The organism is Kosakonia sp. PSU_27, from assembly GCF_039409795.1.
GTDB lineage: Bacteria > Pseudomonadota > Gammaproteobacteria > Enterobacterales > Enterobacteriaceae > Kosakonia.
In genome coordinates, this window is record NZ_JBCIVK010000005.1 from 1 (window position 1) to 15,566 (window position 15,566).

Genomic DNA, 15,566 nt, shown 5'->3' on the forward strand with positions numbered 1-15,566 from the left:
CTCGGCGAGCTGTGCGCTCTGCCCGCTAGTTTGCTTTGTCGCCTCAGCCAGTTGCGCATCTGCTGCTTCGCGCGTTTTATTCGCCTCAGCGAGCTGTTTTTCCAGCTCTGCCGTTTTCGCCATGGCCAGCTGGCGTTTCTCCTCAGATGCCGCGCTCTGCTCTTTCGCCTCCGCCAGCTGTTGCTGCGCCAGCGCATTCTCTTCACTGCTCTGCTTCAGCTTCGCTTCCAGCTCGGCGAGCTGCGCACTCTGCCCGGTAGTTTGCTTTGTCACGTCAGCCAGCTGCGCATCTGCCGTTTCGCGCGTTTTATTCGCCTCAGCGAGCTGTTTTTCCAGCTCCGCCGTTTTCGCCATCGCCAGCTGGCGTTTCTCCTCAGATGCCGCGGCCTGCTCTTTCGCCTCCGCCAGCTGCTGCTGTAGCACTTTGTTATCGTTGCTCATCGACTGGAGTTGTTCGGCGTCCTGGGGACGCGGCGTTGCCTGAACCGTATTTAACTGCTGTTTCGCTTGCGCTTTCTCTTCACTACTTTGTTTTAGCGCCTCCTCCAGCTTCTCAATACGGGATGCCTGCATACTCATCTTTTTCATGGCGGCATCAAGCTGGCTGTTTAATGCGTCACCGGATTTATTTGCCTGCGCCAATTGTTGGCTAAGTGCCTGTAACTGCTGGCGCTGATTATCACCTTCACCAGACGCCTCCCCGGGTTTTACGATCGCGGCGGCCTGCTTTTTCCGTAGCGTTTTGATTTCATGCTGTAGCGCGGCAAGCTGGTCCTTAAGCTGCTTGATGTGTTGTTCACTCAAATCGGATGTTGGCGCTGGCAGTTTCACAGGGGCCAGAGGTGACGGGACAACAACCTCCCCTGCGGTGCCCCGATCCACCGTAAACGGTGAGTTCGGTTCGGCCGATATGATATGTTCTTTGTTCAGGCGTTCGAGTAATAAATCGGGCTCAGCATAGACGGAAAGAGAGAAAACCGATAACAGTACAGCAGAGGAGTGGCGTAGTTTTATCATAACTGTTTCAGCGTATTTGCTCGGCTGGACATATTCGCGAATACCGCGCTGCGCACGCGAGAACAAACAACTTCTACCTTGTTATCAATTTCCGTTTTCATTATTTCAGCGGCGTTCTTATCAATTATTGGCTGATTTCTCTTATAGACTTCGTAGCTATTATTAATCGTCTTAAATTGCTGGGTGTAGGTTTGAAACGCCGATTTATCCAAACCTTTTAATGCGGTAAGCCATTCGTAGCACTGCTGCGCCTGCTGCTTCTGCGGGGAGTCTTTCACCACCGAAGGCACTGTTGATTTAACACATCCCGTTAATGCAAAAGGTAACAAAAGGGAGACACATAAAAGGTAAAGTTGTGAGCGTCGCATAATATCCTCATCACTCAGACATATTCTTTCACTGAAATTCATTCAGTTAATAGATAAATTAAACATGGAATATCGGCCAAATAACAACGAGGATGAAAACTATCACGGCAGCATTTAAATAACAATAAGAAGACCCATACCCACAAAGGATATTATTCAGGCATCATTTATCTTTATATATATAGATAAATAATATTTTTAATGAATAAATAATATTGAAAGGCGTTTGAGTGAAAATAATAATGCCGCCTTCCGGGCAGAAAGGCGGCATGGGAAACTAGATATGCAGTTCCTGCAATTTTTCTTTCGGCAGGGCGAGTTCTTCGTTGCTGTTAACGCGAACATCGCGATCGAGAATGTGACGCGCGATTTCTTGCGCTTCTTCCAGAGAGTGCATCTGGTATGTCCCGCACTGATAGATATTCAGTTCCGGGATCTGACTTTGATCTTTTACTTTCAGGACATCTGCCATCGCCGCTTTCCAGGCATCGGCGACGCGCTGCTCGTCCGGCGTACCGATCAGGCTCATGTAAAAACCGGTGCGGCAACCCATCGGAGAGATGTCGATGATCTCAACGCCGTTGCCGTTGAGGTGGTTACGCATAAAACCGGCGAACAGATGCTCCAGCGTATGGATACCTTTTTCCGGCATTACTTCTTTGTTCGGTACGCAGAAACGCAGGTCGAATACGGTAATGGTGTCGCCGTGCGGCGTGTCCATAGTCTTGGCAACACGGACTGCTGGCGCTTCCATACGGGTATGATCGACAGTGAAGCTATCCAATAATGGCATTTAGTCACCTCCGACAGTGATTTTTTAAAAATAAAATGAACTCTTTTTTCCCGTGCGAGTCTGAGTATATGAAAGACGCGCATTTGTTATCATCATCCCTGATCTTCAGAGATGAAATTTTGGCCACAGAGATGTGGCCTTTTTCTTTTGCATCAAGCGTGGCGCGCGAGTAACGCCTCGAATGACTCCGAATCTCCGGCTTCAACCTCTGCCTGACGCACCAGCGACGCTTTGCACTCGGCGATAAAATCTTCCTCAAGCAAAATTTCCAGTGGCTCTTCACGCAGCTGCGAACGGTACTGATCGCCCAGGGCTTTCCCCGTGCCGCCGATACCATTATCAATCATCGAGCGCAGAATGCGCGCAGAGAATGTCAATTCTGGATCGTCGAAGCTGGCAACCAACTGGTCGCACACTTTTTCGTACTCTTCGCCACCGTACACGCCATCCAGCGTCTGCGCTACTCGTTTCAGATCGCTAAACAGATCCTTACCGACCTGAGCGAGCGGGAACTGTGCGGTTTCGCAGCCCATTCCGAGCGTCAGACCGGGTTTACGCCCCTCAAGAATCACGCGATTCCAGTTAGTACGGGTGCACAGTAATTCATCGCTGCTCATTTCCGGCGCATCAGCCAGCGCGCACCAGACCATAAACAGATCGAGGAAGCGCACCTGCTGCTCATCAACGCCAATGGCGGTGAATGGATTGATATCCAGAGAACGAACTTCGATGTACTCAATGCCGCCGCGCAGCAACGCATCCGATGGTGTTTCGCCACTTCGGGTCACACGTTTCGGGCGAATGGGCGCATACAGCTCGTTTTCAATCTGCAGAATATTGGTGTTGATCTGTAAGTATTTGCCATCTTTTTTCAGACCAATTTTGGCGTATTCCTCAGAAGGCGTTTTAATTGCGCGCTTCAACGCCACCACATAGTCGTGCAGGTTATTGAAGGTAATACCAAGATTACTTTGCGATTTATTGGTGTACCCGAGGTCGCTCAGGCGTAATGAGGTCGCATACGGCAAGTAGTACATACCGTTAGACGTTTTCTCAAACGGCAGCGTTGTCGGTTTCCCTTGCAGGAACGACGAGCAAATTGCTGGCGAAGCGCCAAACAGATACGGGATCACCCAGCCGAACCGATAGTAATTGCGGATGAGGCGGAAATACCCTTCCGATACCGATTCTTTATCCGTACTGCCACTTTTCGCTTCCCAGAAAGCCATTGGCAGCGAGAAATTGTAATGTACGCCGGAAATGGTTTGCATGAGCGCGCCATAGCGATTTTTCAGCCCTTCGCGGTAGAGCGTTTTCAGGCGACCAATATTGGACGTGCCGTACTGCGCCAGCTCAATATCCTGACCATCTTTGATATAACACGGCATGCTCAACGGCCACATGCGTTCATCGCCAATCTGGCGCGCAGTGTAGCGATGAATGTCGCGCATGATAGTCAGCATATGATCGATATCGCCATCTACCGGAGTGATAAATTCCAGCAGTGCTTCAGCAAAATCGGTGGTGATCCATTTATGGGTCAGTGCTGAGCCAAGCGCAGCCGCATGACCCGTAGTTGCCAGAGAGCCATCCGCATTTACGCGCAGCGTTTCACGCTCAAGCCCGCGTTGTATCCCCTTCAGAGCTTGAGGATGTTTTTCCAGCCAGGACAGCGCCTGTGATACGTCCGGGATCAAATTGACCTCCCGCCTGTCATAATCATTTTATTAAGCATAATTGTAATGGTTGACGATTAAAGGTCACTCACTCAGTCCAATTAGTGCCACCACGTCATACCCTGCAGCGTTACAAAGGCAATCGCCAGATAGCGCAACGCTTTGCCAAGGCATAAAAAAATTACTACTGGCCCCCACGACAAGCGCATCCATCCTGCCAGCAGGCACAGCAAGTCGCCGATAACAGGCACCCAGCTTAACAACAGCGCTGCCGCGCCGTATCGTTTAAGCCAGTCAGTCGCTTTTTCCTGCCAGCGCGATGTTTTACGCTGCGGGAAGAAACGCCCAAGAATAACGTTAGTCAGCCCTCCAAGGCTATTACCCATTGTTGCTATTACAACAAGAAGCCAGGGCTGGCTAACGTGAGAAATGAGCATGGCAACCAGCACAACCTCAGAATTGCCAGGCAACAGCGTGGCGCTGAGAAAACTGCTGGAAAACAGTGACAACAGCGACAGTGTGTCACTCACAATAAGCGAACGTCCACGACGTCCATACCGGCTGCACGCGCCGCCTGAAGCCCGAAATCCGCATCTTCGAAAACGATGCATTGCGTCGGTTCCACCCCCATGCTTTGTGCACAAAGCAGAAAAGTATCGGGCGCGGGTTTGTGATGTTTAACATGATCGGCTGCGATAACGGCGTCAAAGTAACCCCGCAGCCCAAGATGTGCCAGTAGCGCCTCCGCAATCGCGCTTTCGCTGCCCGTTCCTACAGACATCGGACGGCGACCATGCCACGCTTTCACGACCTCGATAAGCGGTAATGGGCGAACAGAGTCCAGCAACATCGCTTTTACCATCGCCGTTTTTTCCTGAGCCAACAGATGCGGATCGAGATCACCCTGGTTGGCTTCAATAATGGATTGCGCGATACGCCAGGTTGGAGCGCCGTTAAGCCCAATCATTGCCTGTTCGTCAAAACGCATCCCATAACGCCCGAGCACTTCATGCCAGGCTTTACGGTGAGTTGGCTCTGTATCAAGAATAGTGCCATCCATATCGAAAATCAGACCAGCGTAACGTTCGTACATCATGTTCTCACAAAGCGGATAACAAACAGTTACTTTAACGTAAACAGTGATTTTTGTCGCTGCCAGCGAGTGAGAAGCATAGTGTTACGCATGATTTTGGCGGGATAACGGTGAGACAAAGTTTTGTGATTTACTGAAGTGATGCAGTCTGGAGAATGGCGTTGCTTAGCTTGCAGGGTATTGCCAGAACAGCGTTATTCTTGCTGGTATCAGCAAAAGATGCTCTAAACCTGAGAGAATAAATCGACGGGGTATTACAGAAGATGGTGCATCCGGGAGGATTCGAACCTCCGACCGCTCGGTTCGTAGCCGAGTACTCTATCCAGCTGAGCTACGGATGCATCGGGAAATGTTTTTACGCTACAGATTCAGACCTTCATGACCAAACAAATCCGGAAAAATGACCCGGCGTTGCCTCGACTTCAGACCGTTTCTGAAACAGCGCAATTCTTTCTGATTCCGGCAGTAATTTCGCCAGACTGAAAGAATAAACAGGTTTGTGTATCAAGAAGATGGTGCATCCGGGAGGATTCGAACCTCCGACCGCTCGGTTCGTAGCCGAGTACTCTATCCAGCTGAGCTACGGATGCATCGGGAAATGCTATTTACAACACAGATTCATATCTGCATAACATCGGCGTACTGAGCAAGAATGGTGCATCCGGGAGGATTCGAACCTCCGACCGCTCGGTTCGTAGCCGAGTACTCTATCCAGCTGAGCTACGGATGCATCGGGAAACTTACTTTACAACGCTGATTCAGTGCTGCGTTACCTCGCCACACTGAGCAAGAATGGTGCATCCGGGAGGATTCGAACCTCCGACCGCTCGGTTCGTAGCCGAGTACTCTATCCAGCTGAGCTACGGATGCAAAATGGCGGTGAGGCGGGGATTCGAACCCCGGATGCAGCTTTTGACCGCATACTCCCTTAGCAGGGGAGCGCCTTCAGCCTCTCGGCCACCTCACCACACGCGCCTCTTTCGAGTGCTTCGAAGAACTTGTTAAGGGCTCATCGTCGCTGCGTGGCGCACATATTACTTTCTGGGACTTATAAGTCAAACACTTTTTCCAGCCCCTGAATCGTTTGCACACTTCGCAGGCAATTAGCCTGCAAAAAGGCCAAAAAGGATGTTTTATCAGCAGAAATTCTGCCGTTTCGCTGTAGAAAAATGGCAAAGACATTCCATCTCAACAGGCGGGTAACAGGGAAAAACAACGAGTATGAAATAAAAAGGAAACGTATTGAGGGGAAAATCAGAGGAGGAGTTGCGTCTCGCCGGAAAACAGCGAGACGCGATAATGGCATCAGTAGTTCGACTGCTGTGACTTTTCAGCCTGGATACGCTGGTAGATCTCTTCACGGTGAACGGAAACTTCTTTAGGGGCGTTAACGCCGATACGAACCTGGTTACCCTTAACCCCTAATACAGTCACAGTGACCTCATCCCCAATCATGAGGGTTTCACCAACTCGACGAGTCAGAATCAGCATTCTTTGCTCCTTGAAAGATTAAAAGAGTCGGGTCTCTCTGTATCCCGGCATTATCCATCATATAACGCCAAAAAGTAAGCGATGACAAACACCTAAGTGTAAGCAGTCACGGCATTACATTCTGTTAAACCTAAGTTTAGCCGATATACAAGACTTCAACCTGACTTTATCGTTATCAATAGCGTAGTGGCAACAACGCCATAACCGCAAGGTTATGGCGTCTGCTTTCGCTTTGTAATTATGACAGTTTAGCGCTTACCCAGTCTTTTACACTGGCGAGAGCGGCAGGCAGTGCGGCTGCGTCTGTACCGCCGGCTTGCGCCATATCCGGACGTCCGCCACCTTTACCCCCGACCTGCTGGGCAACCATACCAATCAATTCCCCTGCTTTCACACGGTCGGTCACATCCTTCGACACACCCGCAATCAGGGAAACTTTTCCTTCCGCCACGGTGGCAAGCACAATCACTGAAGCACCCAGTTGGTTTTTCAGATCGTCCACCATGGTACGCAGCATCTTCGGCTCGACGCCAGCCAGTTCGCTAACCAGCAGTTTTACGCCGTTAAGATCGATAGCTTTACCGGACAGGTTAGCGCTCTCCTGCGCTGCCGCCTGCTCTTTAAGCTGCTGCAACTCTTTTTCCAGCTGGCGAGTACGTTCGATAACGGTACGCACTTTATCGCCAAGGTTCTGGCTGTCGCCCTTCAGCAACTGCGCAACATCATGCAGTTGGTCACTCTGCGCATGCAGGCTGGCAATCGCGCCTTCACCGGTAACGGCCTCGATACGACGCACGCCTGCCGCTGTGCCGGATTCAGACACAATGCGGAACAGACCAATATCACCGGTGCGGGAAGCATGTGTGCCGCCGCAGAGTTCAGTCGAGAAATCACCCATGCGCAGCACGCGCACGCGGTCTTCGTATTTCTCACCAAACAACGCCATTGCGCCATTCGCTTTTGCCGTTTCCAGATCCATGATGTTGGTTTCGATTGGCAGGTTACGGCGAATTTGCGCATTCACCAGATCTTCTACCGCACGGATTTCCGATGGCTTCATGGCTTCAAAATGTGAGAAGTCAAAGCGCAACGCTTTGTCATTGACCAGAGAGCCTTTCTGCGCAACGTGCGTACCGAGCACATCGCGCAGCGCGGCATGCATCAGGTGTGTGGCAGAGTGGTTCAGACGAATACGCGCACGGCGCGCTTCATCGACTTCCGCTTTCACACCGTCGCCCACTTTCAGCGAACCGCTACTCAACTTGCCGAGATGACCAATCGCCTGGCCGTACTTCTGCGTATCCTGTACGGCAAAGGCAAAGCCATTACCTTTCAGTTCGCCTTTATCGCCCACCTGGCCGCCAGACTCGGCGTAGAACGGCGTTTCATCAAGAACAACAACCGCTTCCTGACCTGCGGCAATCGCATTAACCGGCTTACCATCGACAAACAGCGCAGTCACTTTGCCGTTCAGTTCCAGATGGTCATAGCCTTTAAATTCTGACGCGCCATCAACGCGGATCATCGCGTTGTAATCTGCGCCGAAACCGCTGGATTCGCGCGCGCGGCGGCGTTGCTCTTCCATCGCGGCTTCAAAACCTGCTTCGTCAACTTTCAGATTACGTTCACGGCAGACATCGGCGGTTAAATCCACCGGGAAGCCATACGTATCGTACAAGCGGAAAGCGGTCTCGCCGTCCAGCGTGTCACCTTTCAGTTTTGCCAGCTCTTCGTCCAGCAGCGCCAGGCCACGCTCCAGCGTACGCGCAAATTGTTCTTCTTCGGTTTTAAGAACCTGCTCAACCTGCGCCTGCTGGCGTTGCAGATCTTCACCGGCGGAACCCATCACCTCAATCAACGGGCCTACCAGTTTATAGAAGAAGGTGTCCTTCGCGCCCAGCATGTTGCCATGACGAATCGCACGACGAATGATACGACGCAGCACATAGCCACGGTTTTCGTTCGACGGAATGACGCCATCGGCGATCAGGAAGGCACAAGAACGAATGTGGTCGGCAATAACACGCAGCGACTTGTTGCTCAAATCTGTCGCGCCGGTCACATTTGCCACCGCCTGAATCAGCCTGGTGAACAGGTCGATTTCGTAGTTGGAATTCACATGTTGCAGCACCGCGGCAACACGCTCCAGGCCCATACCGGTATCCACGGACGGCTTCGGCAGCGGTTCCATAGTGCCATCGGCCTGGCGGTTGAACTGCATAAAGACGATGTTCCAGATTTCGATATAGCGGTCGCCGTCTTCTTCCGGGCTGCCCGGAGGGCCACCCCAAATGTGGTCGCCGTGATCGTAGAAAATCTCGGTGCACGGGCCGCATGGACCGGTATCGCCCATCTGCCAGAAGTTGTCAGAGGCGTAAGCGGCGCCTTTGTTATCGCCGATGCGGATAATGCGCTCGCGCGGCACGCCCACTTCTTTTTCCCAGATTTCGTACGCTTCGTCGTCCGTTTCGTATACCGTCACCCACAGACGCTCTTTCGGCAGGTTGAACCAGTTCTCACCGGTCAGCAGTTCCCATGCGTACTGAATAGCATCATGTTTGAAGTAGTCGCCGAAGCTAAAGTTGCCCAGCATTTCAAAGAATGTGTGATGGCGTGCGGTGTAACCGACGTTTTCCAGGTCGTTGTGTTTACCACCAGCACGAACGCAACGCTGTGCTGTGGTAGCGCGGGAATAATTACGTTTGTCGAGCCCAAGGAATACATCCTTGAACTGGTTCATCCCGGCGTTAGTAAACAGCAGAGTCGGGTCGTTATTCGGTACCAGGGAGCTGCTGGCAACTACCTGATGTCCCTTACTATGGAAAAAATCGAGAAACGCCTGACGGATCTCAGCGGTGCTCTTGCTCATAATTATCCTGAAATCAAGCTAACGAAATGTGGTAACCGGCCGTTGCCATACATGGAAAACGCGCCAGCTACTGGAAAAAGTGGGAATAAGATAAGTTTTCTTTACTGCGAAGTAAAATCCCGTATGCGCTCAGTCGGCAAAATTTCGCCATATTTCCTGAATATCTTCCTGCATAAAGCCGCGATAGAGCAAAAAACGCTGCACTTTTACTTTCGCCGCATATTCAGTCGGTAGCGGTTCACCATATTTGCGCTGCGCCTGCGCCCGGGCACTCTCCACCCAGTCGATATCGCATTCGCGTAGCGCGCTTTCGCTGTCTTCTCGCGAAATTCCTTTTTGATTTAACTCCTGCCGAATGCGCGCCGGACCATACCCTTTGCGCGCACGACTGGCGATAAACTGGCTCACAAAGCGCATATCATCAAGAAAGTTATGCTCCAGACACCATGCCACGACCTCTTCGACCTCTTCCGGCGTGATATCCAGTTCTTCCAGGCCGTTTTTACTCATTACTGGCGCGGTTAATTTGCGGCGAAACTCTTTTTCGCTGTGATCGCGCATCGCCAGAATCCGCATCGCCCGGTCACGCAGGCGGGCAACGGCGGAGCGTCGGGAAGGGTTTTCGGGCATGGCTTGATCCTGTGTTCGTAGAAAAGCAAAAGGGCTGCATCAGCAGCCCTTGATTACCATTCAAATTATCAGAAATCTTCGTTGGTTTCTTCAACGTCTTCGTCATTGCCATCGGCAGTGAATTCAGCGGAAGAACTCTGATTGCTGAGCAGAATTTCGCGCAGCTTTTTCTCGATCTCTTTTGCTGCCGCCGGGTTTTCTTTCAGCCAGGTTGTTGCATTCGCTTTACCCTGACCAATTTTGTCGCCGTTGTAGCTATACCAGGCGCCGGCTTTCTCAATCAGCTTCTCTTTCACGCCAAGATCGACCAGCTCGCCGTAGAAGTTGATGCCTTCGCCATAGAGGATCTGGAATTCAGCCTGCTTAAACGGCGCAGCGATTTTGTTTTTCACCACTTTAACGCGGGTTTCGCTGCCGACCACGTTATCCCCCTCTTTCACCGCACCGATACGGCGAATGTCCAGACGCACAGAGGCGTAGAATTTCAGCGCGTTACCGCCGGTGGTGGTTTCCGGGTTACCGAACATTACGCCAATTTTCATACGGATCTGGTTGATGAAGATCAGCAGCGTATTGGACTGTTTCAGGTTACCAGCCAGTTTACGCATCGCCTGGCTCATCATACGTGCCGCAAGGCCCATGTGAGAGTCACCGATTTCGCCTTCAATTTCCGCTTTCGGCGTCAACGCTGCAACGGAGTCGACCACCAGCACGTCAACCGCACCGGAGCGCGCCAGCGCGTCACAGATTTCCAGCGCCTGCTCACCGGTATCCGGCTGAGAGCAGAGCAGATTGTCGATATCAACGCCCAGTTTGCGAGCGTAAACCGGATCCAGCGCGTGTTCAGCATCGATAAACGCACAGGTTTTACCTTCGCGCTGTGCTGCGGCAATGACCTGCAAGGTCAGCGTCGTTTTACCTGAAGATTCAGGCCCGTAAATTTCGACGATACGCCCCATCGGCAAACCGCCAGCGCCCAGCGCGATATCCAGCGAGAGCGAACCGGTAGAGATGGTTTCCACATCCATGGAACGGTCTTCACCCAGACGCATGATGGAGCCTTTACCGAATTGCTTTTCGATCTGACCCAGTGCGGCTGCAAGCGCCTTTTGTTTGTTTTCGTCGATAGCCATGATTACTCCTTCATGCAGAGTGAAGCGCGTTACGCTCCGCGGTGAATTACTGTTCTGTTGTCGCAATTATACTGTATAGTCATACAGTATCAAGCATTTTGTAGAAAATGTTGCCAAAGGGTTTGCAGGGCATAGGCGGTGGCCTGTCTGCGCACCGCTTCACGATCGCCGGAGAAGCATTCACGGCGCGTGATCCCTTCCCCGCTGACGCTGGCAATGCCAAACCAAACCGTGCCAACCGGCTTCTCGTCGCTGCCGCCATCCGGCCCGGCGATGCCGCTAATGGAAATCGCATAATCGGCACGCGCTGCCTTTAGCGCGCCAATTGCCATCTCGACCACCACCGGCTCGCTGACCGCGCCGTGCGCATCCAGCGTGGCGGGCTGTACGCCAATCATTTGGGCTTTCGCTTCATTACTGTAGGTAACAAACCCGCGTTCAAACCAGGCGGAACTGCCAGCGATATCGGTGATCACCTTCGCCACCCAACCGCCGGTACAGGACTCTGCCGTTGTCAGCGTCGCGCCGCGCGCCCTGAGCGCCAGCCCGATGCGTTCGCTGAGCTGCATTAATTCATTGTCCGTCATGATGGCTCCCGTGCGTCTAAAAACTGTGGCGGAAAAGATACCACTTTCCGTGAAAAGATGGAGACGGGATGGCGAATTTACGAGGAGGCTTCCGAAAAAAGGCCAGCGAGCGCCGGCCTGCATGGCTTATTGCCTGTTACTTCATGCTGTTATAGATAGTGTCGACGTTATGACGAAAGGCTTTCTGATAGGTATCTGCCACCCCGCCTTTGGCGCTTAACGCTTCCGGATAAAGCTCGCCACCCGGTTGCGCGCCGGTTGCGCTGGCGATCTGTTTCACCAGCCGTGGATCCAACTGGTTTTCCATAAACCATACTTTCACACCATCGGCTTTGATCTGTTTGATCAGCGAAGCGACCTGCGCGGCGCTGGCTTCACTTTCAGAAGAGATGCCTTGCGGTGCCATGAAATCAACGCTGTAAGCGCGAGCAAAGTAACCAAACGCGTCGTGGCTGGTCAGCACTTTGCGTTTCGCCTGCGGCACCGCGCTGAAGCGCTCTTTCGCCCAGCTATCCAGCTTAGTTAACTGGTCGATATAACGCTGGCCGGAGGCATTCAACGCGGCTTCGTCAGCCGGATCGGCTTTTACCAGCGCGGCAAGAATATTTTTCGCATACAGCGCACCATTCGCCGCACTGTTCCAGGCGTGGGGATCGGTCACCGTTGCGCCATCTTCTTCCAGCGTATGCGTTGCAACGCCGGTTGATGCGACGACAAGCTGACCTTTAAAGCCAGAGGCTTTCACCAGACGATCTAACCAGCCTTCCAGTCCCAGGCCGTTCACCACCACCACGTCGGCGCTGTTAAGCAGTGCGCTGTCTTTCGCCGATGGTTCAAAGGTATGCGGATCACCATCCGGCCCCACCAGCGTCGTCACCTTGACGTGATCGCCGCCGACTTGCCGGGTGATATCGCCCAGAATCGAGAAGCTGGCGACCACATTTACTGTTTTTGCCATTGCGCCCTGCGCCACCAGGCCGAGCGCCAGCGCCAGAATAAGCCCTGTCCGTTTCATCATTTCCCCTTGCTACGTTAAAAGTGCGCGCAGGCTGCGAGCCAGCCCACTGCGCGTGCCGAATAAAATGGAAAAAAAGAAGACAATACTGGCGGTCAGCACAATCGCCGGTCCGGCGGGTAATCCCGCCATCCACGACAGGCTTAACCCAAGCCACGCGCACAGCGCGCCAATGCTGGCCGCAAGCCATAATAATCCCGGTAATGTCCGCGCCCAGCAGCGCGCCGCCACGGCGGGGAGCATCATCACGCCTACGGCCATTAATGTGCCGAGCACCTGAAACCCGGCCACCAGGTTAAGCACCAGTAACGCCAGAAACAGCCCGTGCAGCAGGCCCGGCGCGCGCGGCGAGTTAACCTGCAAAAACGCGCTGTCGAACGCTTCACTGACCATGCCGCGATAGCAAAACGCCAACATCATCAGCGTCAGGCTGGCCACACCCGCGACAAACTGCGCCGAGTCGCGATCGACCGCCAGAATCGAGCCAAACAGCAGATGCAGCAGATCGACACTGGAGCCGCGCAGCGAAACCAGCGTGACGCCGAGCGCCAGCGAACCGAGGTAGAAACCGGCAAAACTGGCATCCTCTTTCAGCGGCGTGCGGCGGCTTACCCACCCGGCAACCAGCGCAACCACGATCCCGGCGATAAAACCGCCGATACTCATCGCCAGCAGCGACATGCCGCTCAGCAAATAACCCACCGCCACGCCAGGCAGAATGGCGTGCGACAGCGCATCGCCCATCAGGCTCATGCGCCGCAGCAGCAAAAAAACGCCCAGCGCCGTGGTACTGATGGAGAGCGCCAGACACACCACCAGTGCGCGGCGCATAAAGCCAAACTCGATAAACGGCTGGAAAAAGAGATGCCAGATCATGCGCTGCACGCCTCATCTTTTGTCGCGAAATGCGCTGTCGCGCCCCACTGTGCCACGCGTTCGTCGAGGCGTAACGTTTGCGGGAAATAGCGAGACACGCGCTCGCTATCGTGCAGCACGGCAATAATGGTTTGCCCGCCGCGATGCATGTCCACAATCTGCTCCATCAACAGTTGCGATGTGGCTTCATCAATACCGGTGAACGGCTCGTCGAGCATCACCAGCGGCGCGTTCTGCACCCAGACGCGGGCAAACAACATGCGCTGAAACTGCCCGCCGGAGAGCGTATCAATCGTTTCGCGCGCCATTGCTGTCAGCCCAACGCGCTCCAGCCCCTGAGCGATGCGGCTACGGGCATCGCGGTTCAACCCGCGAAACAACGAAACGCGCGGCCAGCAGCCCATACTCACCACGTCCTGCACGGTGAGCGGAAATTGAGATTCCAGCGCGTGGCGCTGCGCCAGCCAGCCGATGACGGGCCGCGCCGGTTGCCAGCGCAGAACGCCGCTCACCGGCGGTAAAAATCCGGCCAGCGTTTTTAACAGGGTCGATTTACCGCAGCCGTTCGCGCCAACAATCGCCGTCATACTGCTGCGCGCCAACGTGCCGCACAGCGCCGGCGTGATCGCGAGGCGATCGTAGCCTGCGACCAGGTGGTCAAGTTCAATCATGGCAGCGCAACCGCCCAGCCAGTCAGGAGCCAAAGCACCGCTAATAGTGCGGCTGCCAGCACGAAACGGATCGTGCCGGAAAGGGAAAACAGCGTTACGGGAATCATTTACACACCTCATATGTTATAACGTAACAATAATCAGTATGAATAATTAAGTAAATCGCTATGCGTAACGGGAGTGCATCGAAATGTTTCAGATTCCCCTCCCGCAGGAGGGGAGAGGGATCAGCGAACGCGCGCCAGTGAAACCGCCTGGCCGAGCTGCCAGACCGCCATCGCGTAATGCGTACTGTGGTTATAGCGGGTAATGGTGAAGAAGTTCGGCAGACCGTACCAGTACTCATAGCCGGTGCCCACATCAAGGCGCAGCAGGCTCGCCTGTTGGTGCGCGCCCAGCGGTTGTTGCGGCGTTAAACCCGCCGCCGCCAGTTGCCCGACGCTGTAATTGGTTTTAAAGCCATTTTCCAGCCCCGGTGCCTGGCCGTTGGCCGGAACCGCCACGATATCGCCCTTCACCCAGCCGTGCTGTTTGAAGTAGTTCGCCACGCTGCCAATGGCATCCACCGGATCCCACAGGTTGATATGCCCGTCGCCGTTGAAATCGACGGCGTACTGCTTGTACGAAGAGGGCATAAACTGTCCATAGCCCATTGCGCCAGCGAAAGAACCTTTCAGTTCGAGCGGATCATCACTTTCATCGCGCGCCATCAGCAGGAAAGTTTCGAGTTCACTGGCGAAATACTCCGCGCGGCGCGGGTAAGCGAAGGCCAGCGTCGCTAACCCGTCGAGAATACGCGTTTTGCCCATCACGCGGCCCCAGCGGGTTTCCACGCCGATGATGCCAACGATAATTTCCGGCGGCACACCGTAAACCATCCACGCGCGGTTAAGCGCGTCTTCATACTGATTCCAGAACGCCACGCCATTTTGCACGTTGTCCGGGGTGATGAACTGCTTGCGATAGCGCAGCCAGGCGCCGTTCGGCCCGGTGGGTCCCGCTGTCGTCGGCGCTTGCTTATCCATCAGGCGCAACACGTAGTCCAGGCGTTTGGCCTGCGAGAGAATTTCATGCAGTTGCTGGCGGTCAAAACCGTGCTTGCTGACCATCATATTGATGAACTGCTCCGCCGCCGGGTTATTGGCAAAGTCACCGCCGGTCATCAGAATATTGTGCTGCGGCTCAAGCAGAAAACCGCCGGAAGGCGCGGGCGACGCGGTTTGCGGGGTTTCAGCAAGCGGGGGTTTACTGCTACAGGCACAGAGCACAACAAACGCAGGCAGTAATGCTGCGTAACAACGCTTCAACATGGGACTTCCATTTTAAACGAATCAGCCAGGAGCAAGT

At 53.7% G+C, this 15,566-nt stretch carries 14 protein-coding genes, 5 tRNA genes and 1 pseudogene; all 20 read right to left on the reverse strand.

Annotation, left to right across the window (positions count from 1 at the left end; all coding sequences use genetic code 11):
- Nucleotides 1-1,017, reverse strand: a pseudogene (locus AAIG26_RS12955) (hypothetical protein); the annotation flags it as partial.
- The gene (locus AAIG26_RS12960) at nt 1,014-1,385 is read right to left on the reverse strand and encodes a hypothetical protein (RefSeq protein ID WP_343180648.1); all 372 of its coding nucleotides are present in this window, start codon (nt 1,383-1,385) and stop codon (nt 1,014-1,016) included. The gene AAIG26_RS12960 and the pseudogene AAIG26_RS12955, both read right to left, overlap by 4 nt.
- Nucleotides 1,386-1,662: 277 nt before the next feature.
- The gene (gene luxS / locus AAIG26_RS12965) at nt 1,663-2,178 is read right to left on the reverse strand and encodes an S-ribosylhomocysteine lyase (protein ID WP_071925219.1); all 516 of its coding nucleotides are present in this window, start codon (nt 2,176-2,178) and stop codon (nt 1,663-1,665) included.
- Nucleotides 2,179-2,330: 152 nt separating this feature from the next.
- Entirely contained in the window at nt 2,331-3,875 is a 1,545-nt protein-coding gene (gene gshA, locus AAIG26_RS12970) for a glutamate--cysteine ligase (RefSeq protein ID WP_020454918.1), read from the reverse strand.
- Between the two features lie 80 nt (nt 3,876-3,955).
- Nucleotides 3,956-4,384, reverse strand: a complete 429-nt coding sequence (locus tag AAIG26_RS12975) for a YqaA family protein (RefSeq protein WP_017459318.1) — start codon at nt 4,382-4,384, stop codon at nt 3,956-3,958.
- Nucleotides 4,381-4,947: a fructose-1-phosphate/6-phosphogluconate phosphatase gene (yqaB, locus tag AAIG26_RS12980; RefSeq protein WP_020454919.1), complete on the reverse strand. Its 567-nt coding sequence runs from the start codon at nt 4,945-4,947 to the stop codon at nt 4,381-4,383. Before yqaB ends, AAIG26_RS12975 begins: the two co-directional genes overlap by 4 nt.
- 264 nt (nt 4,948-5,211) lie before the next feature.
- Nucleotides 5,212-5,288, reverse strand: a tRNA-Arg gene (locus AAIG26_RS12985).
- Between the two features lie 172 nt (nt 5,289-5,460).
- Nucleotides 5,461-5,537, reverse strand: a tRNA-Arg gene (locus AAIG26_RS12990).
- A 63-nt stretch (nt 5,538-5,600) separates the two neighbouring features.
- Nucleotides 5,601-5,677: transfer RNA gene (locus tag AAIG26_RS12995), tRNA-Arg, on the reverse strand.
- A 63-nt stretch (nt 5,678-5,740) separates the two neighbouring features.
- Nucleotides 5,741-5,817 (reverse strand) — tRNA-Arg (locus AAIG26_RS13000).
- 4 nt (nt 5,818-5,821) lie between these two features.
- Nucleotides 5,822-5,914 (reverse strand) — tRNA-Ser (locus AAIG26_RS13005).
- A 338-nt stretch (nt 5,915-6,252) separates the two neighbouring features.
- Entirely contained in the window at nt 6,253-6,438 is a 186-nt protein-coding gene (csrA, locus tag AAIG26_RS13010; protein WP_007370562.1) for a carbon storage regulator CsrA, read from the reverse strand.
- Nucleotides 6,439-6,676: 238 nt separating this feature from the next.
- A complete protein-coding gene (gene alaS, locus AAIG26_RS13015; protein WP_020454921.1) occupies nt 6,677-9,307 on the reverse strand; it encodes an alanine--tRNA ligase in 2,631 nt (876 codons plus the stop codon).
- 129 nt (nt 9,308-9,436) lie between these two features.
- Nucleotides 9,437-9,937 carry a recombination regulator RecX gene (recX, locus tag AAIG26_RS13020; RefSeq protein ID WP_343180649.1) on the reverse strand — a complete coding sequence of 167 codons (501 nt, stop codon included), beginning with the start codon at nt 9,935-9,937 and terminating at the stop codon, nt 9,437-9,439.
- 68 nt (nt 9,938-10,005) lie between these two features.
- Complete coding sequence (recA, locus tag AAIG26_RS13025; protein WP_020454923.1) at nt 10,006-11,070, reverse strand: recombinase RecA; 1,065 nt, start codon at nt 11,068-11,070, stop codon at nt 10,006-10,008.
- A gap of 89 nt (nt 11,071-11,159) precedes the next feature.
- Nucleotides 11,160-11,657 (reverse strand): nicotinamide-nucleotide amidase, encoded by a 498-nt coding sequence (gene pncC / locus AAIG26_RS13030; protein WP_020454924.1) that lies wholly within the window; start codon nt 11,655-11,657, stop codon nt 11,160-11,162.
- Nucleotides 11,658-11,793: 136 nt separating this feature from the next.
- On the reverse strand, nt 11,794-12,672 hold the full coding sequence (locus AAIG26_RS13035; protein WP_313626158.1) for a metal ABC transporter substrate-binding protein: 879 nt from the start codon (nt 12,670-12,672) through the stop codon (nt 11,794-11,796).
- A gap of 12 nt (nt 12,673-12,684) precedes the next feature.
- A complete protein-coding gene (locus AAIG26_RS13040; protein WP_343180651.1) occupies nt 12,685-13,548 on the reverse strand; it encodes a metal ABC transporter permease in 864 nt (287 codons plus the stop codon).
- Nucleotides 13,545-14,219 carry an ATP-binding cassette domain-containing protein gene (locus AAIG26_RS13045; RefSeq protein WP_343180653.1) on the reverse strand — a complete coding sequence of 225 codons (675 nt, stop codon included), beginning with the start codon at nt 14,217-14,219 and terminating at the stop codon, nt 13,545-13,547. Before AAIG26_RS13045 ends, AAIG26_RS13040 begins: the two co-directional genes overlap by 4 nt.
- Nucleotides 14,220-14,446: 227 nt before the next feature.
- Entirely contained in the window at nt 14,447-15,529 is a 1,083-nt protein-coding gene (mltB, locus tag AAIG26_RS13050) for a lytic murein transglycosylase B (protein WP_343180654.1), read from the reverse strand.
- Nucleotides 15,530-15,566 lie beyond the last annotated feature (37 nt).